Consider the following 26,367-nt stretch of genomic DNA (forward strand, 5'->3'; position numbering starts at 1 on the left):
TTCTTATTCTGGGCGTTCATCCGGTGATAGTAGCTCCGGTCACTCCCATTGACATGAATGCTTGGGATATTCATTAAGAAGTGTGGCAAACGCGGTAGTGTTAGACACCATTTCTGATAGTGGAATATTTAAAAAAGTGGGATAGCTATGCAACATTTGGATAATGATGTTAGGGAGCTTTCTGTGGCCGAACATCAGCTGATTGAGGATGGGCATACTCATCTGGATCAGTTTTTGCGAGAATTGCGTGAGACCTGTTGCGAGTTTTATAGCCTGGAAGGATGTCAGGGGTGTGACAGGGGAAAAGTTGCTTCGTGCCAAGGGCGACTGAACTCATTTGAACATGTTTTTCTTGATTTCGTCATTGAGCACTTCAAAAACGAAGAAAAAATCATGTCCAAAATTTTTAGCAACCAAGATACCAATGAGTGTTTTCGTTTGCATCAGCAAGAGCATGACAAATTGTTGCGAGAGATGCAGAGCCTGATGCATAAGTTGTCCACCGAAAGTGATCGAGGCCATACAGCGGTAGCGATTAGAGAGTTTCACTATCGGGTTACGGAACTGTTTGGTAAGCATGCGCGCATGTTCGACGATCCCTTCATACGTCAACTAAAGGGCGGTAAAAAGTAATTGGTGTGCAAAGCGCAAGATGACATGTATAGATAGATATTTTTTTAACCAATTTTTTTGAGAAAACAGAGATAACCAATGCCTGAAATTATTCCTAATCTGCATCCATTAATGGTGCATTTTCCCGTTGCGCTGATTAGCATTTCTGCAATCTTTCACGTGGCGGCAATCGTAACGCGGGGTAAAGCCTGTGCCACGCATTGCGCCGTTCTTGCCCATACCACGCTGTGGCTGGGCGCGCTGGCGGCGCTGCCAACGGTCTTTTTCGGTTGGCAGGCATTCAATAGCGTGAATCACGATGAGGTCAGTCACCTCGCCATGCTGCTACACCGCACTTGGGCGCTGTCTACGTTGGCGGTACTTGTGGTTTTGGCAGGCTGGGATGCCTGGCGCAGTAAGTTGGATGCAATGCCTGCCTGGTGGTTCGCTGGCGCCGTGATTGGCGCATGGGGCATGGTCGCTACCACTGCCTGGCATGGCGGGGAACTGGTTTATCGGCACGGGCTGGGAGTGATGTCGTTGCCTGTCGCGGAAACTGGGCATGCACAAGGCCAAGAACATGGCTCTATGTCGCCCGGCGAGAAAAATACGCATACGAATGCAATGCCCGAAGGCAAGGCTCAAGAGCATTCCCAGCATGAGCATATGCACTAAACTTGAACAGGGTAAAACTATGAAGCTATTGGCACGAATTTGCACTGCGACGATGTTATTCAATTCTGCCGGCACTACAATCCAATTGGAATAGTGACGAAACCACAAATTAAGGAGAATCTAAAATGAAACTAACATTTCTTGGTGCAACAGGGACTGTGACGGGCTCTAAATATCTACTCAATTGTGGTTCAAAACGCATATTGATTGATTGCGGACTATTCCAGGGCCTTAAGCAATTGCGATTGAAAAACTGGGATAAATTGTCAATTAACCCAAAAGATGTAGATATAGTGGTATTAACGCATGCCCATATCGATCACACTGGGTATCTACCATTGTTTGTTAAAAATGGATTTTCTGGCAAGGTCTATTGTAGCGAGGCAACACGTGATTTATGCAAAATTCTGTTACCTGATTCTGCGCATCTACAAGAAGAAGAAGCGGAGTATGCTAACAAGCACGGGTTTTCCAAGCACCATCCAGCGTTACCGCTCTATACAAAAGAAGATGCACAAAGAGCACTTGAACTACTGACGCCCGTTGATTTTGAGCAGGACGTTGATCTAGGGGATGGCCTGACAGTAAGATTTTCGCCCAATGCACATATTCTGGGGTCTGCTTTTGTGCGCATTCATGACCAGAAAACGTCTGTTCTATTTTCAGGGGACATTGGACGTCCTCATGACATTTTGATGAAAGCCCCCGTGCGTATCAAGCAGGCTGATTACCTAGTGCTTGAATCTACTTATGGCAATCGATTGCACGATACCAGTGACCCGCAAATTAAGCTAGCTGCAATTATCAACCAAACAGTAAAACGCAAAGGCGTTGTAGTTATACCGGTATTTGCAGTGGGTAGAGCGCAAGAGTTGCTTTATTACATTCATCTACTCAAATCATCAGGTGTTATACCTGATATCCCAGTATATTTAAATAGCCCAATGGCGGTAGATGCCACCGCGATATTTCATAACCATCGTGGCGAGCATCGCCTGACGCCAGAACAATGTGATGCACTATGCCACACAGCTCACATGGTGAATAGCGTCGAAGAGTCTAAACGGCTTAATGAAACCCAAGGCCCGATGATTATCCTTTCAGCAAGTGGGATGGCTACTGGCGGGCGAGTTGTACATCATTTGAAGGCTTTTGCACCTAACCCCAACAATACCATCCTGTTTGTTGGCTTCCAGGCGGCGGGTACGCGTGGGGCTGCAATGCTGGACGGAGCTGAAAGCATCAAGATACATGGCGAATATGTGCCGGTACGTGCTGATGTTGAGTATGTTTCCAACCTTTCCGCACATGCTGATTATTCAGAAATCCTGGATTGGCTAGGTGGTTTCGAAGTTCCGCCAAAGAAGACATTCATCACCCACGGTGAGCCGATTGCGGCAGATGCAATGCGGATTCATATTGAAGAAAAACTGCATTGGCAGGTAGTGGTGCCGGATTATCTTGAAACAGTAACTTTAAATTAAGCCTTTATATTTCCCCATGATAGGCATACCTACTGAAATTTTTAACAGGAGAAACCCCATGAAACTATGGATACGCATTTGTGCTGTCGCGCTAACATTAAACTCAGCTGTTGCCCTCGCCGGACAGGCTATCACCGTTTACAAAAGTCCGACCTGCGGTTGTTGCGAAAAATATGTCAGCTACTTGAAAGAGAACGGCTTTGCAGTCAAGGCCATCAACCAAAGCGATATGGATAGTGTCAAGAAACGTTACGGCGTGACGCGCGTCGCCAGTTGTCATACTGCGCTGATCAATGGCTATGTGGTTGAGGGCCACGTACCGGTGAGCGCCATTAACAAACTGCTCAAGGAGAAACCCGCTATTACCGGCATTAGCGTGCCCGGCATGCCTATGAACTCACCGGGGATGGGGGAAATGAAGAAAGGGACATTAACGGTTTATCGGATCCCGAGAAACGAAGAGGCTCTTAAAGTTTATTCTGTTGAATGAGAATCTAATTGATGACTTTTGGAGAATGTTTTTGAGACTTACCCCTTACGAATTGAAGAAATCTATTGCAACTCGCTTGCTGGCTGCATGGGTGGTTCTCTCAATAGTGTTGGGAATAGGTTCCTATTATTTTGAATCCAAACAAATTGATGCTTTTGTTTTCAGTCTGGCAGCCCAGGCTGCAAAACATTTTAACAATCCCGAAAACGAAGCAGCTTTTTTAGGGAATCTGAATCAGCATCGTTCAGTGGTCGAGAGGTTTCTCAAAGACTCCAGATTTGCCGGTATTCGTCTGTTTGGGAGTAACAAGAAACTTGAACTTGAAACGTGGAAAACAGATGAAAGCAGATTGCTGAGTCGAATAGAAAAGCATCGCCATACCTTCCCTAATGAAGGTGACAGTCATTACAACAAGATTATAGACGGTGGAAATCTTTACGTTCAGATTGTTATTCCCCTAACGTCATCAGATAAGAGAATCTATGGCTATTTTGAAGGGATATATGAGATTGATTCAATCACTGTCGCTACACTTGAGCAACGCATCATAACTTCTTTATTGATTATTGTGATGGTCATTGGGATAACAAGTCTCGTGTTATATCCGTTCATTCTGTCCCTCAACCGGGAAGCCACTAATCTTTCTGATGAATTGCTGCAATCAAATCTGGAGCTATTGCAGTCGCTAGGCAGCGCGATTGCTAAGCGCGATTCTGATACGGATGCTCATAATTATAGGGTAACTCTTTATGCAATCAGGCTTGCTAAAACCATGGGTAGGAGTAATGCAGAGATTGAATCGCTGATTGTTGGCGCCTTTCTGCATGATGTAGGCAAAATCGGTATTTCCGACCAGATTTTATTAAACCCAGGAAAATTGACTCATGATGAATTTGAAATCATGAAGACCCATGTCATCCATGGCAAGGAAATTATCCAGCACTCAAAATGGCTTAAATGTGCCCATGATGTTGTACTTTTTCACCATGAAAGATTTGATGGTACTGGGTATCCCCAAGGCCTCAAGGGCAAGGATATACCGATAAATGCTCGGTTGTTTGCTGTTGTTGATGTATTTGATGCATTAACTTCCAAACGACCTTACAAAAATTCTTTGTCATTCTCCGAATCAATGAACATATTGCATGCAGGATCAGGCAGTCTTTTTGATCCTGGAATTCTCGTAGTATTTGAGCGCATTGCACCTTTTCTCTATGAAGAGTTTTGTCATGCAGATTTAAGTTATTTGCAGCGCATATTGAAAGACTCTTTAACAAAATACTTTCATCGAGATTACTCAAAAAAACTAAAACAAGGGGGACTTCAAAATGAGTTCATGGCATCAACAATCGATTCCTGAAGTTGTGAGTCAGCTTGCGACTGATATAGAGCAAGGTCTTACCGATGAAGCTGTTACCACAAGGCTCGCAAGTTATGGAGCCAATAAATTACGAAAAGGTAAGCGATTCTCGGCATTCTCCATTTTTATAAGCCAGTTTAAAAGTCTGGTTATTTGGGTTCTTATAGGCGCTGCTGCTGTTTCTGCGTTATTAGGGGAAACTACTGACGGAATAGCGATTATTGCTATTGTAATTTTGAATGCAGTGATTGGCTTTTTCCAGGAGTATCGTGCTGAAAAAGCTGCTGCTGCACTAGCTAATCTTACAGCACCTCATTGTCGCGTAGTACGAAATGGTCATAGTAATGTGATTGCCTCTACTGAGGTCGTACCGGGTGATATCTTACTACTTGAGGGTGGAGATCTGGTTGCTGCGGACGCACGTTTGATAGAAACGTCTGTACTTCATGTTAACGAAGCTCCGCTAACAGGTGAATCGCAAGCAGTTGGAAAATCTACAGACATCTTAGCTCCAGCAACGCCGTTAGCTGATCGAAAAAATATGGTTTTTCTTGGCACCAGTGTAACAGCCGGAACTGGTCTTGCTCTGGTGGTCAATACTGGCATGGAGACGGAGCTAGGTCATATCGCAAAACTTCTTGAAACAGCCGAAAGCGGCAAGACTCCATTGCAACATCGACTCGACCGAGTGGGACGCGCACTGTTATGGGCTTGTTTGGGCATTGTTATATTGATTTTTGGGCTTGGATTATTAAGAGGTATCGAGCCATTTGAGCTTTTCCTGAGCGCTGTGAGTCTTGCAGTAGCAGCTATTCCTGAAGGATTACCAGCTGTAGTGACAGTAGCTCTAGCTCTAGGTGTGCAACGCATGATACGACGCAATGCATTAGTTCGTCATTTGCCGTCTGTAGAAACGCTGGGGTGCGCTGAGGTTATTTGTACAGACAAAACCGGCACATTAACCTTAGGGGAAATGACTGCCCGTAAACTCATTACTTCGGAGAGTCTGTATCGTCTGAGCGGTGAAGGCTATTCTACTGAAGGCGCATTTTTTGTAGGTAACACAGAAACTCTATCAACGGATAGCCCTGAGCTTTTTGCCCTACTACGCGCTTCGGCAGCCTGTAATGATGCTGAGTTGACTCTCATAGATAACCAGCCTGGAGTGATTGGCGATCCTACTGAAGGGGCGCTACTGGTTGCAGCCGCAAAAGGCAATATTACCCGTGAGTCTATCGAGGCTGATATGCCACGAATTGCTACCGTGCCTTTTGACTCTGACCGTAAACGTATGACTATCATACGTCTAGTGGATAATCAGTCCTGGGCATTCGTCAAAGGCGCACCTGAAGTTATTCTTAGTCGTTGCACAATGATACGCACTAGTCATGGCGTGAGGGAGTTGACCGAAGATGACCGTATCAGGCTAACTGAGGCCAATACCTTGCTCGCGAATGATGCTTTACGTGTCCTTGCAGTTGCTGAACGCTCATTGGATGGTATCGATTTTGACAGGAGTGCGTCTCTGAATGATACAGAGATTGAAGCCGAGTTAGTGCTTTTAGGGCTGGTGGGTTTGCAAGATCCTCCGCGTGCTGAGGCAAAAGAGGCGGTAGCCAAGTGTATACGCGCTGGCATCAAGACGGTGATGATCACCGGCGATCATCCAGATACGGCAAGAGCCATTGCTAATGAACTGGGTATTTTGAATAAAGGCGATACAGTTCTAGTAGGTGTCGAACTTGATTCTCTAGATGACGAGGCACTCAAGGAGCGTGTCTCTCAAGTCTCAGTTTATGCGCGTGTGACAGCCGAACATAAACTTCGTATTGTGCGTGCCTGGAAAGCTCGGGGAGTCGTTGTCGCGATGACCGGGGATGTGGTTAACGACGCTCCCGCAATCAAGGAGGCCTCTATTGGCATAGCGATGGGTATTACCGGTACAGAAGTGACTAAAGGTGCCGCCTCTATCATCGTCACAGATGACAACTTTGCATCAATTGTCGCTGCTGTTGAAGAAGGCCGTGGCATCTATGACAATATCGTTAAGACCCTAGAGTATTTGCTGGCAGGTAATGCCGGCGAACTTATTGTGATGTTGACGGCAATTATTTTGGGTTGGCCACTGCCGTTACTACCTCTACATCTCCTTTGGATTAATCTGGTGACTGATGGTTTACCAGCGCTTGCCTTGGCTACCGATCCAATTGATCGAGGTGTGCTAAACCGCCCGCCAAGACGCTCACAGTCCGAGCTGCTTAACCTTGACTTCCTGAAAAGAACGCTCTTTGCAGGGTTTCTGACAGCCGCAGTTACCCTTGGAGTGTTCTTTTATGAGTTCAAGATCGTTGGTAGCGGTCTTGATCAGGCGCGAGATGCTGCTTTTACTGCGCTTGTGATTACCGAATTACTGCGCGCGTTCGGGGCTCGGAGTGAAGAGCGGACTGTCTGGCAGATGGGGCTGTTCTCCAATATGCGGTTATTCTTAATAGTAGCAGTAAGCTTTGGATTGCAGCTTGCGATACACCATGTGCCTACCTTTCAAACCTTGTTCCAGATTGAACCTGTTACTTTGCATCAATGTGTTTCCTGGTTTGCAGTTGGATTCATACCCTTGATCATTCTGGAATTGAAAAAAGTGATTCGTATGCGAGCATCTGAAATTCGTTCATGATGAGTTTCTGTGCGCTATATGTTTTATTAGCTGTAAGTGATTTTTGACAGAGTTAACCATTAATGAGATTGCTATGAATAAACAAAAATACGATGTAACTCGCGACCCCGTTTGCCTGATGACAATTAATCCCCGCCATGCAGAAGCAATGACCGAATACAAGGGGCAAGCTTATTATTTCTGTTCGGAAGGCTGCCGCCAGAAGTTTTTATCCCATCCTGATATTTTCATTGATAAAGCACCTGGTATGAGATTAACAGTGGGAGTGATGGGCTCTGCGAGCGGGGAATTTGCGGCTGATATCAAAGTGCTGGTCTATGCCTTGGGTCAGGATATTGCAGATCGAGGATTCGTATTGATCACTGGCGCTTGTCCCGGGCTCCCTTACGAATGCGCTCGTGGCACAAGAAGTAAGGGTGGATTATCCATGGGAATATCACCGGCACTTAGCCTTGATGAGCATGTACATAAATATTCCTCGCCAGCAGATGTCTTTGATGTGATTATCTACACAGGTAGTGGGCTAATGGGACGAGAAGTCATCAATATTCGTTCAAGTGACATGGTTGTAATCGTGGGTGGAAGCTCCGGAACGTTAGGTGAGTTCGCAATCGCCTATGACGAGGGAAAGATAATAGGTGTGCTTGAAGGCAGTGGTGGTATCACGACACAATTGCCCCAATTGGTCACCAGTTTTGGCAAGAACACAGGTGCTCAAGTGATTTATGAGTCTGATCCCCATCTGCTTATTAGTAAGCTGGCTGAGGCATATACAGCGCATCACTATAAGCATCCATCCTGTTTTTGCGATGGGACGCATGCCAGCGTTGGCTAAGCTTTTAAGTTATGCACGACTGAAGCTATTAGATGTCGAACTAATTAAAGGAGTGTAAACATGGACAAATTAAATCCTTGGCGAGTTGGTAGCGCGACTGGATTATCAGCGGCTATGATCAATTTGATATGTGCGGCCGCAGTTTATTTGTTTCCAGTTGCAACGATCAATTTTGTTAGCTCGTGGGCACATGGCTTCGATTTAAATATACTCCTCAGTAAGACTCAATTAACCTTTGATGGAATTGCTGATGGCATATTCAATGTAACACTGACAGGATTTCTGATCGGCGTGTTGTTCGCCTTATTTTATAACTTAGTGGGATTCTGCCCAAAATGCCGTTAGCAATTTTTGAAGGGAACTATCATGGCAATTGATCCAGTATGTGGAATGAACGTAGAAGAAAAATCAGCAGCAGGCAATGCTGTACATTCGGGGACGACATATTATTTCTGCTCTCCCAAATGCCAGCATGAGTTTGAAGCTGATCCAGCCAAGTATGCAGGGATCGGCAAGACAGCTCACACCCATGATCACGCTCAACACCATGACCATGGCATGGCCGAGACAAAAACATCAACAGCAGCTGGAGAAAAGGCAAAAGACCCTATCTGCGGCATGATGGTAGACAAATCCACAGCGCTAAAAACAGAGCGTGCCGGAAGAGCCTACTACTTTTGCAGCGTAGGTTGCCAGCGCACCTTTGAGTCACCGGAGCAGGAACTTAAATCCATGCGTACCCGAGTCATGATTGCAATGTCCGGAGTGCTGGTGTTGGCTGTCATGCGTGCTGCTGTATTTCTTGGGCTTGCCGGTGGTGCGATGACCTTGAGTTGGGTGCCTGTTGACGCACTGCCGTGGTTTACCTGGGGAGTGTGGATGATGATACTGGTCACACCGGTACAATTCATCGGTGGTTGGGGCTTCTACAAAGGAGCATGGAACGCAGTTCGCGCCCGCAACATCAATATGGATTTCCTGATTGCGCTCGGTACCTCGGTCGCGTACTTCTATAGCGTCGCGGTAGTGTTCTTCCCTAATGTGTTGCCAGTGGCGGTAGATCAGCGGCAATCTTACTTTGAAGTGTCGGCAGTCATCATCGCCTTCGTGCTGCTCGGAAAGTACATGGAGGAAATTATCAAAAAACGTTCTTCAGCAGCAGTGCGCAAACTGCTGGATCTCAAACCTGCGACCGCACATGTCATCCGCGATGGTCAGGAGATGGAAGTGCCCGCAGAAAGTGTAATGTTAGATGAAATTATCGTGGTGCGCCCCGGTGAGAAGGTTCCCGCTGATGGTGTAGTGTTTGAAGGCAGCTCCTCAGTCGATGAAGCTATGCTCACCGGCGAATCAATGCCGGTGGAAAAATCACCAGGCAGCGCAGTAATCGGAGGAACCATCAATCGTACCGGTTTGTTCCGCTTTAAGACGACGCGAGTTGGCGCAGAGACCGCGCTCGCACAAATCATCAAACTGGTGGAAGAAGCGCAGGCTTCCAGCGCGCCTATCCAACGTCTCGCCGACCAAGTGGCCAGTTATTTTGTTCCAACAGTAGTGCTGGTCGCGTTTTCCGCTTTTGTGGGTTGGTGGTTGATGGGTAATTTCCCACAGAGCCTGATGGCTTTTATCGCGGTACTGATTATTGCCTGCCCATGCGCTCTCGGCATTGCCACCCCGGCGGCGCTGATGGTTGGCGTAGGCAAGGGAGCTGAAGCCGGTATCCTGATTCGTGGCGCAGAAGTCTTGGAGCGCGCAGAAAAGCTCACCACAGTGGTGTTCGATAAGACCGGGACGCTCACCCGTGGTGAGCCTAATGTCACAGATATCATAGCTATTGGCAGTCAGCCGGAGGAAAATATTCTGCGCGCCGCCGCCGCGGTAGAGGTCGGCTCGGAGCATCCTCTTGGCGAAGCAATCGTGCGTGCTGCGAAACACCGCGAACTCGTGTTACCTAAGGTGGAGAACTTCGAAGCCATTCCCGGCCATGGCATCCGCGGCAGCGTAAATGGCATGGTCACGTTTCTCGGCAACCGAAGGCTGTTCGAACGAGAAGGTATTGATACCAAGGCTGCGGAAGAAATCATGGCAAAGCTGGAAGCTCAGGGGAAGACTGCGATGCTGGTCGGTCTTGAGGGCGCTCTTGCCGGTGTCTTAGCTGTAGCTGACACCCTCAAGCCAGAGGCCAAAGATGCTATCGCTGAGCTTATGAAAGAAAATGTGGAAGTCATCATGCTGACTGGTGACAATCGTCGCACCGCCGAAGCTATTGCTAAAGAACTAGGTATTAAGCACGTCATTGCTGAAGTGCTACCCTCAGATAAGGCTAAAGTCATTCAGGATTTACAGAAACAAGGTAAATCAGTCGCCATGGTTGGCGATGGCGTCAACGACGCGCCTGCGCTGGCAGTTGCCGAAATCGGTATCGCACTTGGTTCCGGATCTGATGTAGCTAAGGAAACCGGCGGCATCGTTCTCATCAAGAATGATGTGCGCGACGTAGTAGCGAGCATACGTCTGTCACGCGCCACCATGCGCAAGATTAAGCAGAACTTGTTCTGGGCTTTTATCTACAACGCTATTGGTGTGCCAATTGCGGCATTCGGCTTTCTTAACCCCATTATCGCGGCAGCAGCGATGGCGTTGAGTTCATTGTCAGTGATTGTGAATTCAGCGTTACTTAAACGAGCCAAGCTTTGAATCTATGATTAATTAAAAGTTAATGATAGGTGTTGTTGATTCCGCTTACATCATGAAAGGAGACTGAGATGTACTATTTTTTGATTCCACTCCTAATAGGCTTTGTGTTTGCAGGCTATAGCGCGTTTACAGCTGCCTTTTCTCGTTCGTGGGGTGTAAATGGTGGTCGGCTGGTTACCAGCCTGTTGCGTAATATGTTAGGTATACCGCTCTACGGTTATGGCCTTGTGCTTGCCTGGTGTGAAACTTCAACCTTGATATTCAATTTGGGTGCTATAGGGCAAGGATTAGGCTGGCTTTTGGTAATCGCAGGTGCCGTACCAATCATTGTAGGTCATTTGCAGCTTGGATGGCGTACACATATGCCTTCTATAAATGATTCACTGATGGATAAAGGACTTTACGCTTATGTTCGGCATCCTATATATGCCGGCGGTCTGATTGTTTTTATTGGACTTGCATTAGTGCATTTCACCGCACCATGGTTAATGGCATCTATCCTGTCCATCATGTTTTTTACAGTGATGGCTAAGTTAGAAGAAGTTGATTTGTTGCAGCGGATGCCAAAATATAGTGATTACATGATTCGAGTGCCAGGTTTTCTGCCGATCTTTGCGAATGATACCCTCAGCCGATGGGTGTGGATATGTCCAGCATTAGGATTGATATTAGCAACGTTGGTATTTTATATGTGGTGATTTACCTTATGGACATCATTTGTCGGCGCACTGATGCTTGTATGTCCAAGCATCATTTTATGGGGATTGGCAACCTTACGAAACTAACAACTATTACACCTAACTGCATATGAAGGGGTAGCATCATGAACGACGAGCATGAAACGAAACATCTTTCCAGAGGGCAATGGGTATTCTATGGATTTCTGATATTTGCCGGATTGCTACTCTTCACAGAACACCGCGCCCATGTTCTTGGTTTTCTGCCTTACTTGATTTTGCTTGCTTGCCCTTTGATGCATTTATTCATGCACCATGGGCATGGTGGCCACAATCATCATCATGAAACAAAAGAGGGAGAACAAAAATGAATGCACCATCTTCTGATTATGGCTTGTGGCCACTGGTCATCATTAACTCTCTAGTATTCATCATCTTCGCTTTTAGTTTTGCCAAACCACAGAGTAAGCGTGACTGGCGAACATTCAGTGCGTTTTCAGCATTCCTGGTAGCGTTATTTGTTGAGATGTACGGCTTCCCACTAACCATCTATCTTTTGTCTGGCTGGCTTACAAGTCATATTCCTGGAATCGACCCATATTCACATAATGCAGGACATTTACTAGAAGATCTGTTTGGCTGGGGCGGCAATCCGCACTTTGGCCCATTCCACTTACTCAGCAACGCCCTGATTATTGCTGGTTTCTTTTTGCTCTCTGGTGCTTGGCGCGTGTTGTACAATGCTCAACGCAAACATAGGCTAGCTACGACTGGACCATATGCACGTATTCGTCATCCACAATATGCTGCGTTCGTGATGATCATGTTTGGATTCTTACTACAATGGCCAACGATAGTAACATTGCTAATGTTCCCGATTTTGACCTACATGTACACCCGGCTGGCTAGAATCGAAGAGAAAGAAGCTTATGCTGAGTTTGCCGAGGAGTATTCGAAATATGCTGCTAATACACCAGCATTCTTTCCGCGGCTCCGGCAAGGTTGAATCTCCACTAGTTTACTAAACGCCTTTGAGAGCTGTAATTCCTATTAGCAAGCTTAATGATATGTGAGAATTAAAAAAATTAATGCCATAGGTAAAACTATTGATTAATCTACTATTACACAATTTTTATCTGAGACACATGATCGATAGCATGCAAAGCTCCAGTTAGCAGGGCTTGTTCGCTTTTTAACATATTTTCCCATGCTGCATTCCCATCTTTTGCAGCCTTGTGAAGATGAACAAAATTGCGTACTTCATGCATCGCTTTTACAGCGAGCCAAATATCGGCAACCTCAGGTCTTGGAGCACCATTTTGTTCCCAAGCTTTAATAACATTTCCAAATGTTCTTCGACGTGGTTCATCATTCAAAGGATAAGCTTTTGCTTCTGCAAGTACACGAAGTGCAGCTTCAATAATTGATGCTGCAATTAGAACAGCTGCTTTAACTGCAGCGGCTCGTACTGACAAGCCAAGCTCATATACGTAAGTTGGATTAGCGAGCCGACCGGCTTCAGTATGACGAAGATTTTCAAGCATATAAAGGTGAAAGTTTAAATATTGTTCTTCAGCAGCAATCGAATATCTAATGTCTTCATCAGGAATGTGTTGCCACTTAAATGTAGCAACTGGTTTCAATGACGGGATTGTGAAGGTTGGATTAATAAAGTAAAAATCTGCTGCCATGGTTAGTGCCTAATAGATATTAATAATGTGTATTTGTATACTAATGCTTGGCATTATAAATTGATGACGATTTAACAATTTATTTAATAAGGACGGCAATAAAATGGTTCATGAAACTGACGAATTAAGAAACCCCAATAATATCCATGATCCTGTCCCCAGAACTGAAAACCTCGTTATGGACTACCCACACTCACTGACACTGACATTATATCGGTGCTAACTTATATCAATAGTAAGTGGTCTACTGAGAAGAGGGCAATCCAGAAACGCATACAGTAAGAACTCAGTTCCAACCACAGTAATTTATAACGCTGGTTGATAGCCACCATCGGTCATGGCCTTGATAATAGTAGCTTCAGGAATTGCTGTTTCTACTCTAACCATTTTGGTAGATATGTCAGCATCTATCGTGGCTGCATCATCAACTTTTTTGATTGCGTTCGTAATATTTCTTACACAACCACCGCAACTCATTTTGGGAATATGAAATTGATACATAGCAAGCGTCCTTTTAAAAATGATAGAAGCCTTAACAATAAAACTTCCAACTGTTGGAAGGTCAAATAAAAAATTAATTCATTATGGGCTTTACCTTACCATCATTGGAATCTTTACCATGGGATCTCATCATTCAATAAAAGAGGTGATTCATGTCATCCCATAATCATTCTGTCGATATCGCCGTAACAGGGATGAGTTGCGCTTCGTGCGTCTCTACGGTGGAAAATGCATTACGGAAATTGACGGATGTCGAGTCTGCTAGCGTTAATCTTGCCACCGAGCGTGCACATATTGAATTGGCAAATGACATCCCACATCAAAACATTGTAAAAGCGGTTGTGGATGCAGGGTATGGGGCATCTATAATTTTATCTGAACAAGGTCATGCGCATCCTCATGAAGAAGACTCCGCGACTGGCATAAAAATTCTCATCGCTGCAATCCTTAGTTTTCCGCTAATTACACCTATGTTACTTAGGCTTGCAGGTATTGATTGGAATCTGCCTGTATGGTTTCAATGGTTACTTGCAACACCTGTTCAATTTTATTTTGGCGCAGGATTCTACAAATCTGCCTGGCGAGCTGTATTAAATAAATCCGGCAATATGGATTTGCTGGTGGCAATAGGCACAACAGCTGCCTATGCTTTATCAGTCTATATGCTGCTACAAGGACATCAACACCTCTATTTCGAAGCGTCCAGCGTAGTCATTACACTCGTGCTGTTAGGTAAATGGTTAGAGAGACGTGCCAAGCATCAAACCACCGAAGCCATTAGGGCATTACAACAGTTACGTCCCGAAACAGCCCGAATAAAACGGGAAGGTGAAGAACTGGAAATACCGCTTGCTCAAGTGTCTTTGAATGATGTCGTCGTCGTTCGACCTTGGGAGCGTATACCGGTCGATGCCATTATCCTGGAAGGTCATAGTCACGTGGATGAATCGCTGATGACGGGTGAAAGTGCTCCTGTCCATAAAAAAGTCGGTGACAAAGTGATAGGGGGCTCAGTCAATAGCGATGGATTGCTCGTCATTCAAACAATCGCAATCGGCGCTGAAACGGCACTGTCACGCATTATACGATTGGTAGAAGACGCTCAAGCAGCTAAACCGGAGATTCAACGTCTAGTCGATAAAGTAAGTGCTGTGTTCGTACCCATCGTCATCATGATTGCTCTCGGCACATTTCTGGCTTGGGGGCTTTACACAGGCAATTGGGAACAGGCCATATTGAATGCCGTCGCTGTGTTGGTGATCGCCTGTCCTTGTGCGCTTGGCTTAGCAACTCCTACAGCCATCATGGCAGGGACCGGCGTTGCCGCACAACATGGCATTCTCATCAAGGACGCCAATGCTTTAGAACTTGCACACAGCATCACCCAGGTAGTATTCGACAAAACCGGTACGCTCACAGCAGGTAAACCTGTTCTATTGTCTGCAAAAGCCATCAATGGCCAAGATGACAGGATGCTGGAACTTGCAGCTGCAATCGAGCAAAATAGTTCGCACCCACTCGCCAAGGCGGTTGTGGATCAGCTTGCAATGAGGGGCAAAACACCATCCTTATCAACCTCGGTGAAAGAGCTGCCTGGGCGGGGGTTGCAGGGGCAAGTGGATAGTAAAATGATCTATGTAGGTAATGAACGTTGGATGACAGAGCTTGGGATTGATATGGGCACACTGACTGATATTTCTATGGAATTTCAGAATACTGGAAAAACCATCTCATGTGTTGCGGTGCGTGAGGGTGCTGCAGAACCATCATTACTTGGGATGCTTGTATTTGGTGATGAAATCAAGCATTCGTCAAAACAAGCTATTTCTGGCTTACGCCTCAAAAACATCAAAACATTGCTACTTACCGGAGACAATCGTATCAGCGCAGAGCATGTCGCTCAAGAGCTTGGCATCGATATGGCGTTAGCTGAGCAAACGCCAGAATCCAAAGCCAGCACGATTGCATCTATGCGCCAAAAAGACCAGGTGATTGCGATGGTAGGCGATGGTGTTAATGATGCACCTGCGCTAGCTGCCGCTGACGTAAGCTTCGCCATGTCTACAGGAACAGATGTTGCGATGCATACTGCAGATATCACCCTGATGCGCTCAGACCCTAGCTTGGTGGTGGATACCATTGATATATCCCGCAGAACTTATAGCAAAATAAAGCAAAATTTATTCTGGGCCTCAATCTATAACCTTATTGGAATACCGCTAGCGGCATTAGGATTATTGAGTCCAGTCATCGCTGGCGCCGCGATGGCGTTCAGTTCAGTGAGTGTAGTAACCAATGCCTTAATGTTGAAACGCTGGCAGCCATCACGTCATCAGAAAAAGGATAGCTAAATGAATGCTGATATATTGAATATCGGACAGGCTGCAGAAGCTTCAGGTATCTCCGCCAAAATGATTCGTCATTATGAAGACGTTGGTCTTGTACCACCCGCATCAAGAACATTCTCCGGGTATAGAACCTACAATCATCGTGATGTGCATATGCTGAGGTTTATCAAACATTCGCGTGACTTAGGATTTTCGATTAAACAGATTGGCGATTTGTTGAGTTTATGGCGTGATCAAAACCGCCCAAGCAGCAAAGTCAAATCGATGGCGACCGAGCATATTGAAATGCTCGACCGGAAGATACGAGAATTGAGTGCGATGAAGTCGGAACTGACACGTCTAGTGAGCTGTTGTCATGGTGACACACGGCCTGATTGCCCAATTTTAGATAAACTGGCTCAAAATAAATAATCGCTGTTAATTGGAAAAAATATTAATAAATTATATTGATAAAAACGCTTGACCTTACCACTGTGGAAAGCTTCAAGATACGAACTATGTCCTGATAAATTTAGTCAGACATATATAGAAACATGAATTGATCAAAACCAAGTAAACAATACAAAATGAAATACTGGCTTAAATTATTTGTGATCATAGCACTTGCTATCACAATCCCTTTACAAGCGGTTGCAGGTCTGACTATGCCGTCTTGCAATATGTCCAAAGATACCATGGCAGCCAGCATGGCTATGAATGCGGGCCATAATAATGTGACTATGAGTCAGTCAGATGCAAAAGCCGCTAGCAGTGACATGATTGATAAAAACTGTTGTGATATGAGTGGAAACAAAATATGCTCAGATCAAAAATGCGCTATCTGCCATTTAAGCATCTTACAATTACCTGATACAGACTTGCTCACAGTACCTGAAATTTTAGCGACTACTTACTTCGATTTGATTAACGACAATTATCAAACTTTCCCCTCTGGCTTGTTTCATCCCCCCAAACATCTCTTCTCATAGCACAGCGCGACTATAGCTGATTCATATCAGCAGTCCCAAGTGCCAAACCATTGCTTGGCAGTGAAATTACTGACTAGTGGTATCTGCTCGTCCCTGACTGCCAAGCATGAACATATGAATACGATCATCTAAAGGATGACGTCAATTTGAGGAGAATTACCATGAACACCCTATATTTAAAAAAGTTATCAGTAACCTTGTTAATGGCTAGTTTAGGATTTTTATCCCTATCAGCTATAGCAGGACAGGATAGTAATCAACGCTTGATGATAGAGCAGACAATCAAACAACAGCAGCAATCTAAAGCCACGGAAGCAGCAAGGCAACATGCTGCTGCTATCAAAGCAGAGGAGTGCAAAAAACAGACGGAACACGGCAAAGATGCTGGCGGCAATTAACACTATGTGTCGGGGTGGAGTTTTTTTAATCGCCCCGGATTAGATACGACCACCTTGATAAGGTGACGTCAAATTGAGGAGAATTATCATGAAAAACACATACACAAACAAACTCACACTAACCGTAGTACTTGCAAGCTTTGCGTTTCTATCCTTACCAGCCTCTGCCGGGAAGGACGATATACAAAGTCGTATGACGCTGCAGGTATATCAGCTACAACAGCAAGCTAAGGTTGCACAAGCTAGTAAGCAAGATTCTGCAACTAACAAGGTGGTGGAATGCAAAAGACTGTTAGCGCAAGGTAAAAAATGCTAACCGTTCTTAATCGCTATGGATGGAGCAGTAAGTTTAGCTGTTCCGTCTATAGCTCATTTGGCTTTAAATATTACTCACTTAAGGATTAAGTTATATGAAAACATCAATATTCGTATTAGCTGCAATTGCAACATTAAGCCTGTCATCTATTGCTAGTTATGCCAAAGATGAAATGGCGATGCCTATGCCAACTTCTAAAGCTACTGCCCAGAAAGACATTGTTGGGAAAGGCACTGTTGTTTTTGAGAATAAGGCTGTAGGAAATGTCACGTTGAAACATGAAGCGATTCCAGCCATTGGTTGGGGGGCGATGACCATGGAATTTAAAGTTAAAGACAAGATGTTGCTAGATAAAGTGAAAAAAGGTGACAAGGTGCAATTCACCTTGGAGCCACAAGGTCAGGACTACGTCATTACAAGTATTAAATAAGAGCAACTGCACAGACTGATAATTGGCCTGTGCTTACTAACAGATTTTAAACATTAATTTTAAGGAATATTCACCATGAAAAAATCAATTATTAACACATTGATCGCTACGGCATTCATAGCCAGCCTAAGCCTTGCCTCAACTGGCGCCATGGCAGGCCGTGACTTCTTTCAAGAACAGTTGATCCAGAATATGCAAGTGACTAAACAGAAATTGGAAAAAGCTAAGACTTCTCAAGGTGCTGAACAGCAGAAACTCCTGGGTGAACATATGCGGATGTTGCATGACAACATGAATGCTTGTCGTGAGATGAAGCCTAAGGCAGGCATGACTGAGAAAGAACGGGATGAGTGGTATGCAGAACACCAAAAAATCATGGATGACTTGATGAGTCAAATGATGGAAGAGCATAAAGTTAAGATGGCATCTGCACCATGCGAGACTGGCAAGAAGTAAGTAAGTAAGTAAGTAAGTAAGTAAGTAAGTAAGTAATAGTTTATTTGCTTTGACCTAATGGGCGGTGCATTTCCGCCCATTTTTTAAACCATTTTTACTTTTTATTCAACTAACAATCGCGATGCGCTATGATGGCTACATAGCATTTCCTTATTTAATAACGATAAAATTGGATGCAATGTCGTGACAGTAAACTTGATATCCCACTACAAAATTGATCCTGAATCAGTCTATAACACCTGGTTTATTGGCAATGAAGCACGCTTAAAAGCTTTTCGTTCAATTCGTAGGGGGGTTAAAGATACCGTTGATGCCATCGCTAGCAATACTTTTGGAAATGACTTTCGGGGATCGCCATTAGAAGTGGTGTTAAATGCTATTACCGAACAAAAGCAAGTGTTTGAAGGTGCCGCACATCCATTCTATTGGAAACCAAAACTCCGCATTCCTGATATCTATGAAGATGACAATAATAAGAAATTTTTTGGCGCTTTCTTAAATAGTTGCCTAATTGCAACACGTGAAACGCAAGTGCTGGATGAGATGAGTCGTTTAGCAAATGCAAAGATCAAAGGGCTTGGTCCTTCAGTAGCGAGCATCGTATATTTTTTACACCCTACCTTTGTACCACCATTTAACACCGCGATATTAAATGGTTTCAATGCCATGTTTGGCACCAAGCTCAAATTAGGTTGTTGGCAAAGCTATCTTGCCATGAGAGAAACCATAGTTGAGACCAATAAAACGCATCAAACAATTTTGTCCAACGACCTAGGTGCTTTTGCAGGATTGCTATTTGAGATTGGTAGCGGCAGATTGGCAGTTAATGGTAATGGGGGTGAAGCGCTAATACTATTACGGGAAAAAGCCGCAAAGCTTGCTGAAAAGCGTCATAAAGAAGTGATTGAAGAGCAACGTGAAGAGTCTGAACATACACAAGTTCAACACATGCTGATTCGAATTGGACGTGCGCTAAATTACCAAGTATTTGTCGCCCGTAATGACCGCAATCGATCTTGTCATGGCGAATCTTTTGCGCAACTCACAACACCACATTTGCCCGATATTGGCGCTAGCAGTGATGTAATGGATACTGTTAGCCTGATTGATGTGATTTGGATTGATACTAAAACCAATAAAATCATATGTGCGTTTGAGGTAGAGAAAAGCACCTCAATCTACTCCGGTATGCTGCGCATGAAAGATTTGGCACGATCTTTATCAGAGCAAGACTGTCAGTTTTACCTTGTCGCCCCCGATAAAAGAGAGCGTGAGGTCATCGCACAAATTAACCGTCCAGCGTTCAAAGGTGATCTTGATTTTGCTATCGGTTATCTACCATTCAACATACTTAAGCAGCATTGTGATGGTCTGTGTACATTGGCAGATAACCATGAAGTGATGAAAAAAATAGCAAGATTCGATTTTTGATTTTGTGTGTTTGGTAGCGTACAGACCCAGATGTTTAGTGTCTTTAATGTGAATACCTAATTTAACGGAGAAACGTCATGAAAATTACTCCAATCCATTTTCTTAAAGTTTGTATAACTGCAGTGCTATTCACATCACTACTAGGCATAGCCAACGCGGATGAGCGAAAAAATATGAAAGGCTCTGACAGCATTATGCATACCATGCAGGACGGTATGAAGAAAATGGAGTCGATGAAAATGTCAGGTGATGTTGATAAAGATTTCGCCATGATAATGAAAATGCATCATCAGCAAGCATTGGACATGGCGCAAATTGAAATTGACCAAGGCAAATCATCAGAAATGAAAGCAATGGCCAAAAAAATCGTTTCGGCTCAAAAAAAGGAAATTGCTGAATTCGATACCTGGCTATCGAAACAAAAGTAATTCATTGTCATAGAGCTGGTAATACCAATGAAAGAAATGATGCATAAGCAAGCTTATTTAAAGCTTTTGTACATGGTGCTATTGTCTTTTGCTTCCATGTATATCCTTATGTATGCCATGGTCAACCAGCTCAACAATGTGATTCCCAACATCAACCAATTTTATATGGCAGGCTTAATGACCATGCCCATGGTATTGATTGAGATGATAGTCATGAGCGCCATGTATATGGATAAAAACAGGAACAAACTCATCATCATCCTGTCTTTCGTAGGACTAGTGGGTTTTTTCTTATTGATTCGATTTCAGGGTGCGGTATCTGAGAAACAGTTTTTGAAATCGATGATCCCGCATCATGCCTCTGCTATTTTGATGTGTAAAGAAACCAAAATCAGTGACCCGGAAATTCAAGTATTATGCAGTAACATTGTTTCTGGCCAACAGCAGGAAATTGCCCAAATGAAAACATTGTTAGATAAACAGTAATGTAGGTTGAAATTTACTTTGATTGATATAAACTAGAGTTATGCAATTCAAACAGCTACGATCATTGCGTGTATTCATCTTCTTGCTATTGACAATATTCTTTACAGATACTGTTTATGCTAGCGGCATGATGGTGGCTGACCAACTGTCTGGCAATCACACAGTAAGTACTGAAAGCCATAACCATGATGATCATGACATGATTCAACATGAACACCATCAACACGATGCAGGGCAGAAACAGTCAACTAATGACCATTGTTCAAAATGCGGTCACTGCATGGCTTGCTTTACCATTTTACCCCCTAGCCAATTAGACAAAATGCAATCTCAGATTCAAGCGACTACTATCAGCTTGTTTGAACCTAGCTATCTCTCGCACATCAGTGCCCAGCCTCAAAGACCTCCCATTTCTTAAATAAACCGATGGATTCAGTTCAGTAGCAGGCTATTCGCCTGCTACTGATTCACCACATTTATTTTTGAAATGAGATTTCGATGAAACTATTCAACTTATCGTTGTTTATTCTTTCTCTTGGTATAGGAGCATCTACGCCCCTATGGGCCGCAGATGCGCCTCAAGAGACTAATACCTACCAATCATCCTTTGATGATTACAAACCCCTATCCGAAGACAACTTGTCAGATTGGAAATCTATAAACGTGCCTTCAAATGGCGGCGGTCATGCCGGACACTCCGTGGCTGGCATGCAACATGAAATGACACCAGAACAGATGGCTAATATGCCGTCCGACAGCAAGGAAATGCCTGCAATGGAGGGTATGGACCATAGCAGCATGGAAGGCATGGAAAAAGCCGCGCCAGACAATATGAAAGGCATGGATCACAGCCAAATGAAGCATGATCATGCCATGGCGCCAATGGCTGGGATGGACCATTCTAAAATGGCTGGAATGGACATGGATCATGGCAACATGAAGTCCATGCCTGACAGCAAATCAGCAATGCAGCCTATGAAAAAAGATGATATGCCGGAGATGAAACATGAAGAAATGGCTGGGCATGATCACAGTGGGTCTGATATGAAGGCGATGGACCATTCAAAAATGAGTGAGTCAAAGCCGAATGATGTGCAACCAGGTCATGAAGGTGCCGCGCAAGATGAATCTCAACCTCACGAGCACGCATCTTCACAAGCGTCTGAACATGCAGGGATGTCTATGCCCTCAATGGCTGGACCTGCAACACAAGCTACACCCTGGCAGATAATCCCTAATTTTCATCCGATTGTGGTGCATTTCCCCATTGCTTTAACCATCATTGCCTTTCTGTTGAGTATCGCTGCTTACGCACGGCGCAGCCATCCTGTCTCTGCGCAACTGGCTGCCGCCGGTCACTTTACCCTGTGGCTCGCGGCAATAGGGGCTGCTGCGGCTGTATTATTTGGCTGGCTCGCATTTAACTCGGTCAATCATGATGATGCAGGACATGCGGCTATGTTGTTACACCGTTCATGGGCCATACCAACGGCTATAGGCTTGATCTTGCTCGCTAGCTGGGATGCATGGAAATACCGTATCAATGAATTGATATCGGTGCCAATGCTGTTTTTACTTTTCCTGCTTTCTCAAGCAATCGCAGTGACAGGATGGCTGGGAGGAGAAGTGGTCTACCGTCATGGCATAGGCGTGTTATCACTGCCAGCCAGCGAAGGCACCGGCCATGGTCACCATAATAGTACAAAAGGCACCGCCGCTAAAATAGGTTCTGATAAACCTACAGAACAGCATGATGATGAAAAAGGAGAATCTCATGAACACTAATACACCACATGCAGCTTTCAAATCTCGTACTGTAATCGTCCTTATCAGTGCCAGTATTGCGCTAGGCGGTTGTGCTACTTTTTCAAAAGATGGTGGTTTTGGCGCTGTGCAAGAAACTGCTAAAAAACACATCAAGCAAGAAGTGGTATGGCCAAAAACTGAAAGTGAAAAGAATAAAGTCACAGAACGCGTAAACGAATTATTATCAAAACGTTTAGATGTAGAGCAAGCCGTACAAATTGCTATCCTCAATAACAAAGGGTTGCAGGCGGATTTTTATAATCTTGGTATATCGGAAGCCGATTTGGTGCAGGCTGGTCGTTTGCCTAACCCTAAGTTTTCTATGCTTTATACACGTAATGACGGTGATTATAAGATCGAACAAATTCTGACTTTTAATATTTTCTCGCTGATAACCATGCCAAAAATGCAAGAAATCGAACGTCAGAGATTTGTGCAAACTCAGAAAAAAACCGCTTTTGAAGTGATTAAAATCGCCAATCACACACGTATAGCCTATTTCAATGCAGTCGCGGCAACAGAACAGGTGCGCTATAGCGAGCAAGTAAAGGAATCTGCAGAAGCCAGTGCTGAATTAGCAAGAAGCATGGTTAAGGCAGGTAACTTTAACAAGCTGCAGCAAGCACGTGAACAGAACTTTTATGCAGATGCAGCACTAGATTATGCAAATGCTAAAAATAAGCAAGTATCCGCATATGAAGCGCTATCACGCTTACTAGGCGTATCAATTGATCAGCTGATTTTGGAAGAACGGCTACCTGACCTACCTAAGTCACTCACTGAGTTGCAGCCATTTGAGAAAGCAGCTTTTGAACAGCGCCTGGATTTACAGGCCATCCGACTGGAAACTGATGCATTAGCTAAACAATTAGGGCTCACCAAGACGACACGTTTCATCAATGTGCTAGAAATTGGTCCTGCAAGAGTATTAGAAGGTCCTCGTAGCGAACCTTATAAAAAAGGGGTAGAGCTCTCATTCGAGTTACCAATATTTGACTGGGGCACTGCACGCGTCGCACTGGCTGAATCCATTTACATGCAATCAGTGAATCGGGCCGCACAATTAGCAATCAATGCTCAGTCTGAAATACGCGAGGCCTACAACACCTATCGTACCAATTACGATATGACAAAGCATATACGGGATGAAATTGTGCCGCTTCGCAAAAAAATTCTGCAAGAAAATCAACTTCGTTACAACGGTATGCTGATAAGTCCATTTGAACTATTTGGTGACGCACGCGCACAAGTTACCAGTGTGCAAAGCTATATCGAGTCATTACGTGAATTCTGGGTGGCCGATAGTGCATTACAAATGACGCTGATTGGTAACGAAAATATGATGGAAGGAAATTAAAATGGATTTTTCTAAATTTAGTAGGCGTGACTTTTTTAAATTAGCAGGTGCTGGCATCGCCGCATCTACTGTAAGCAAAGTCGCGATGGCCGCATTGCCAGAAATTGTTTCAACTGAACAAGCGAATACTCAGGCACCATTACACCCCAATACTGGTAGACCATATAACCCTGTTGTCACACTCAATGGCTGGAGTCTTCCTTGGCGTATGAATAAAGGCGTAAAAGAATTCCACCTAGTAGCCGAACCAGTACTGCGTGAAATGGCGCCAGGTATGAAGGCTCATTTATGGGGTTATAACGGGCAAAGTCCAGGTCCTACGATTGAAGTGGTTGAAGGGGATAAAGTAAGGATTTATGTGACGAACCGATTGCCTGAAATTACCAGTATTCACTGGCATGGCCAGCGATTACCTAATGGCATGGATGGCGTAAGCGGGCTGAATCAGCCGCCCATACCGCCTGGTAAGACTTTTATGTATGAATTTGAGGCAAAGCGTGCGGGCACGTTTATGTATCATCCCCATGCTGATGAAATGCTGCAAATGGCGATGGGTATGATGGGGAGCTGGGTCACACATCCTAAAAACCCAAAATTCATGCCTGTGGATCGTGATTTTGTCTTTCTGCTGAATGCATATGATATTGATCCTGGCAGCTACACACCTAAAGTTAACACCATGTTGGATTTCAATCTATGGACATTTAACAGTCGAGTTTTCCCTGGGATCGAACCTATTGTCGTCAAAAAGAATGATCGTGTTCGTATTCGCGTTGGCAATCTCACGATGACGAATCATCCGATTCATTTACACGGACACGAGTTTCAAGTCACCGGTACTGATGGTGGATGGGTTCCAGCTTCTGCTCGCTGGCCTGAAGTAACAACGGATATCGCTGTAGGACAGATGCGTGCTATAGAGTTTATTGCAAATGAGCCTGGTGATTGGGCATTTCACTGTCATAAAAGTCATCACACCATGAATGCAATGGGGCATGACGTGCCTACATTACTTGGCGTTAAACAAGGGGACTTGATGAAAAAGATTGGAAATTTAGTACCTGAGTATATGCCGATGGGTGAAACAGGCATGTCTGAGATGACAGAAATGGCTGAGATGATGGATATGCCGCTTCCTGAAAACACTTTGCCTATGATGACTGGTAAGGCTCAGTTTGGTGCTGTTGAAATGGGCGGCATGTTCACTACAGTCAAAGTCAGGGAAGGGCTTGCCCGTAATGATTACAAAGATCCTGGTTACTTTAAACATCCTAAAGACACTGTGGCAGGCGAGGTTGCAAATGATTTACCTCCAGTAGAACGCTCAGATATGACGGTTCCTGAAAGTGGGGTGGAAATGAAAGTACGCAAACCGATGGGTCATACGGGGCATTGAGTTAAAGTGGTTGACACCAGCTATACTAATAACTTAAAAACTTAGTATAGCTGGTAATTAAAACTCTGTATTTAGAATGGAAATTAGGCTAAAAACAACTGAACGAGAGCCTGCCGCAAGGTCATCAACATTAAGGATATTTATCATGATTAACATCTGTAAATTACATGCATTTTCTTTGGCTACAACTCTGGGTGTGGCATATATTTTATGCGCCATTTACGATACGCTGTTCCCACCTTACGGGCTGCTCGCAGCACTTGCGTCAGCCAGTCCATGGCCGATATATGGCAGTCCAATAGGTTTCCTGACAGGATTCCTGATGTTCATAGCCGCTGGTTTTGTGCTCGGCGCGTTCTACGGAATCGCTTGGGGGTTCTGGAGCAAAAAACTGTAATGGGATGAGGTCAAAACTCAGAATCTAGGTAATTCATTCCGTAACTACAAGGATTTTAACTCTGCAGCAGTATCACCATGACCTTATTATGTCGCCACATCATACGCATCAGGCACCTTGCTTGTCCTAGGCGAGGAAACAACAACTTGAAGGCATATTACCCTGTAGGTTTATTCAACACCATTAAAAGGATTAACACCATGCGAACTGAACAAATAAAAGTAACGGGTATGACCTGTGGCGGCTGTAGTAGCAATGTTACAAAAGCATTGAGGGCTGTAAATGGAGTAGATAATGTCATAGTTTCATTATCAGATGCTAACGCAACCGTGCAATACGATGAGAAGCTTACTTCTCCTGAACAATTAAAATCAGCAGTAATAGATGCTGGTTATGGCGTGGATGCATCAAATACTGCACAGAAAGCTCAAGGCAAGGGCTGTTGCGGATAAGT

30 protein-coding genes and 1 pseudogene are annotated in these 26,367 nt (G+C 44.5%); 29 read left to right on the top strand and 2 right to left on the bottom strand.

Annotated features, from left to right (window positions below):
• Positions 1–147 precede the first annotated feature (147 nt).
• The 13 genes and pseudogenes from A391_RS0107635 (at position 148) to A391_RS0107690 (ending at position 12,510) form a co-directional block, all read left to right on the top strand.
• Positions 148–633 carry a hypothetical protein gene (locus tag A391_RS0107635; RefSeq protein WP_019898489.1) on the top strand — a complete coding sequence of 162 codons (486 nt, stop codon included), beginning with the start codon at positions 148–150 and terminating at the stop codon, positions 631–633.
• A 111-nt stretch (positions 634–744) separates the two neighbouring features.
• Positions 745–1,287, top strand: coding sequence for a DUF2231 domain-containing protein (locus A391_RS13805; RefSeq protein ID WP_336884728.1), 543 nt, complete (start codon positions 745–747; stop codon positions 1,285–1,287).
• Between the two features lie 125 nt (positions 1,288–1,412).
• On the top strand, positions 1,413–2,771 hold the full coding sequence (locus A391_RS0107645; RefSeq protein ID WP_019898491.1) for an MBL fold metallo-hydrolase: 1,359 nt from the start codon (positions 1,413–1,415) through the stop codon (positions 2,769–2,771).
• Between the two features lie 58 nt (positions 2,772–2,829).
• Complete coding sequence (locus tag A391_RS0107650; RefSeq protein ID WP_019898492.1) at positions 2,830–3,261, top strand: DUF411 domain-containing protein; 432 nt, start codon at positions 2,830–2,832, stop codon at positions 3,259–3,261.
• A gap of 25 nt (positions 3,262–3,286) precedes the next feature.
• Complete coding sequence (locus A391_RS0107655; protein ID WP_423793886.1) at positions 3,287–4,621, top strand: HD-GYP domain-containing protein; 1,335 nt, start codon at positions 3,287–3,289, stop codon at positions 4,619–4,621.
• Entirely contained in the window at positions 4,590–7,295 is a 2,706-nt protein-coding gene (locus A391_RS0107660) for a cation-translocating P-type ATPase (RefSeq protein ID WP_019898494.1), read from the top strand. Before A391_RS0107655 ends, A391_RS0107660 begins: the two co-directional genes overlap by 32 nt.
• Before the next feature lie 73 nt (positions 7,296–7,368).
• Positions 7,369–7,512 (top strand): annotated as a pseudogene (locus A391_RS14755) (YHS domain-containing protein); the annotation flags it as partial.
• Positions 7,513–7,542: 30 nt separating this feature from the next.
• On the top strand, positions 7,543–8,130 hold the full coding sequence (locus A391_RS13810; protein WP_232416157.1) for a protein containing YHS domain protein: 588 nt from the start codon (positions 7,543–7,545) through the stop codon (positions 8,128–8,130).
• Positions 8,131–8,190: 60 nt separating this feature from the next.
• Positions 8,191–8,475, top strand: coding sequence for a DUF5676 family membrane protein (locus A391_RS0107670; protein WP_019898496.1), 285 nt, complete (start codon positions 8,191–8,193; stop codon positions 8,473–8,475).
• A 21-nt stretch (positions 8,476–8,496) separates the two neighbouring features.
• Positions 8,497–10,827 carry a heavy metal translocating P-type ATPase gene (locus A391_RS0107675; RefSeq protein ID WP_019898497.1) on the top strand — a complete coding sequence of 777 codons (2,331 nt, stop codon included), beginning with the start codon at positions 8,497–8,499 and terminating at the stop codon, positions 10,825–10,827.
• A gap of 68 nt (positions 10,828–10,895) precedes the next feature.
• A complete protein-coding gene (locus tag A391_RS0107680) occupies positions 10,896–11,525 on the top strand; it encodes a methyltransferase family protein (RefSeq protein ID WP_019898498.1) in 630 nt (209 codons plus the stop codon).
• A 125-nt stretch (positions 11,526–11,650) separates the two neighbouring features.
• Positions 11,651–11,875: a DUF2933 domain-containing protein gene (locus tag A391_RS0107685; protein ID WP_019898499.1), complete on the top strand. Its 225-nt coding sequence runs from the start codon at positions 11,651–11,653 to the stop codon at positions 11,873–11,875.
• Positions 11,872–12,510: a methyltransferase family protein gene (locus A391_RS0107690; protein WP_019898500.1), complete on the top strand. Its 639-nt coding sequence runs from the start codon at positions 11,872–11,874 to the stop codon at positions 12,508–12,510. The genes A391_RS0107685 and A391_RS0107690 overlap by 4 nt, the downstream gene beginning before the upstream one ends.
• A gap of 115 nt (positions 12,511–12,625) precedes the next feature.
• On the opposite strand, the gene A391_RS0107695 is transcribed toward A391_RS0107690, so the two are convergent.
• Together A391_RS0107695 and A391_RS0107700 are read right to left on the bottom strand one after the other, a co-directional pair.
• Positions 12,626–13,195 carry a hypothetical protein gene (locus A391_RS0107695; protein ID WP_019898501.1) on the bottom strand — a complete coding sequence of 190 codons (570 nt, stop codon included), beginning with the start codon at positions 13,193–13,195 and terminating at the stop codon, positions 12,626–12,628.
• Between the two features lie 306 nt (positions 13,196–13,501).
• Entirely contained in the window at positions 13,502–13,696 is a 195-nt protein-coding gene (locus A391_RS0107700) for a heavy-metal-associated domain-containing protein (protein WP_019898503.1), read from the bottom strand.
• Positions 13,697–13,848: 152 nt separating this feature from the next.
• Here A391_RS0107700 and A391_RS0107705 point away from each other — a divergent pair, with 152 nt between their 5' ends.
• The 16 genes from A391_RS0107705 (at position 13,849) to A391_RS13815 (ending at position 26,365) form a co-directional block, all read left to right on the top strand.
• The gene (locus A391_RS0107705) at positions 13,849–16,047 is read left to right on the top strand and encodes a heavy metal translocating P-type ATPase (RefSeq protein WP_019898505.1); all 2,199 of its coding nucleotides are present in this window, start codon (positions 13,849–13,851) and stop codon (positions 16,045–16,047) included.
• Entirely contained in the window at positions 16,048–16,455 is a 408-nt protein-coding gene (gene cueR, locus A391_RS0107710) for a Cu(I)-responsive transcriptional regulator (RefSeq protein ID WP_019898506.1), read from the top strand. It abuts the gene before it with no gap.
• A gap of 155 nt (positions 16,456–16,610) precedes the next feature.
• Positions 16,611–17,012 (top strand): hypothetical protein, encoded by a 402-nt coding sequence (locus A391_RS0107715; RefSeq protein WP_019898508.1) that lies wholly within the window; start codon positions 16,611–16,613, stop codon positions 17,010–17,012.
• 161 nt (positions 17,013–17,173) lie between these two features.
• Entirely contained in the window at positions 17,174–17,410 is a 237-nt protein-coding gene (locus tag A391_RS0107720; RefSeq protein WP_019898510.1) for a hypothetical protein, read from the top strand.
• 88 nt (positions 17,411–17,498) lie between these two features.
• Entirely contained in the window at positions 17,499–17,726 is a 228-nt protein-coding gene (locus tag A391_RS0107725; RefSeq protein WP_019898511.1) for a hypothetical protein, read from the top strand.
• A 94-nt stretch (positions 17,727–17,820) separates the two neighbouring features.
• Complete coding sequence (locus A391_RS0107730; protein ID WP_019898514.1) at positions 17,821–18,156, top strand: copper-binding protein; 336 nt, start codon at positions 17,821–17,823, stop codon at positions 18,154–18,156.
• 75 nt (positions 18,157–18,231) lie between these two features.
• A complete protein-coding gene (locus A391_RS0107735) occupies positions 18,232–18,612 on the top strand; it encodes a hypothetical protein (protein ID WP_019898515.1) in 381 nt (126 codons plus the stop codon).
• 183 nt (positions 18,613–18,795) lie between these two features.
• A complete protein-coding gene (locus A391_RS0107740; protein ID WP_019898516.1) occupies positions 18,796–20,043 on the top strand; it encodes a hypothetical protein in 1,248 nt (415 codons plus the stop codon).
• Between the two features lie 77 nt (positions 20,044–20,120).
• Positions 20,121–20,471 (top strand): DUF305 domain-containing protein, encoded by a 351-nt coding sequence (locus A391_RS0107745; protein ID WP_019898517.1) that lies wholly within the window; start codon positions 20,121–20,123, stop codon positions 20,469–20,471.
• A 36-nt stretch (positions 20,472–20,507) separates the two neighbouring features.
• Positions 20,508–20,957, top strand: coding sequence for a DUF305 domain-containing protein (locus A391_RS0107750; protein ID WP_232416159.1), 450 nt, complete (start codon positions 20,508–20,510; stop codon positions 20,955–20,957).
• Between the two features lie 40 nt (positions 20,958–20,997).
• The gene (locus tag A391_RS0107755) at positions 20,998–21,375 is read left to right on the top strand and encodes a hypothetical protein (RefSeq protein WP_019898519.1); all 378 of its coding nucleotides are present in this window, start codon (positions 20,998–21,000) and stop codon (positions 21,373–21,375) included.
• Between the two features lie 80 nt (positions 21,376–21,455).
• Complete coding sequence (locus tag A391_RS0107760) at positions 21,456–22,742, top strand: DUF2231 domain-containing protein (RefSeq protein ID WP_019898526.1); 1,287 nt, start codon at positions 21,456–21,458, stop codon at positions 22,740–22,742.
• Positions 22,732–24,120, top strand: a complete 1,389-nt coding sequence (locus tag A391_RS0107765) for a TolC family protein (RefSeq protein ID WP_019898527.1) — start codon at positions 22,732–22,734, stop codon at positions 24,118–24,120. The genes A391_RS0107760 and A391_RS0107765 overlap by 11 nt, the downstream gene beginning before the upstream one ends.
• A gap of 1 nt (position 24,121) precedes the next feature.
• The gene (locus A391_RS0107770; protein ID WP_019898529.1) at positions 24,122–25,516 is read left to right on the top strand and encodes a multicopper oxidase family protein; all 1,395 of its coding nucleotides are present in this window, start codon (positions 24,122–24,124) and stop codon (positions 25,514–25,516) included.
• A 76-nt stretch (positions 25,517–25,592) separates the two neighbouring features.
• Positions 25,593–25,913, top strand: coding sequence for a hypothetical protein (locus tag A391_RS0107775; protein WP_157261339.1), 321 nt, complete (start codon positions 25,593–25,595; stop codon positions 25,911–25,913).
• A 200-nt stretch (positions 25,914–26,113) separates the two neighbouring features.
• Complete coding sequence (locus tag A391_RS13815; RefSeq protein WP_036317131.1) at positions 26,114–26,365, top strand: heavy-metal-associated domain-containing protein; 252 nt, start codon at positions 26,114–26,116, stop codon at positions 26,363–26,365.
• The last annotated feature ends 2 nt before the right edge of the window (positions 26,366–26,367 follow it).

The sequence above is a fragment of the Methylotenera mobilis 13 genome, from assembly GCF_000384255.1.
GTDB lineage: Bacteria > Pseudomonadota > Gammaproteobacteria > Burkholderiales > Methylophilaceae > Methylotenera > Methylotenera mobilis_B.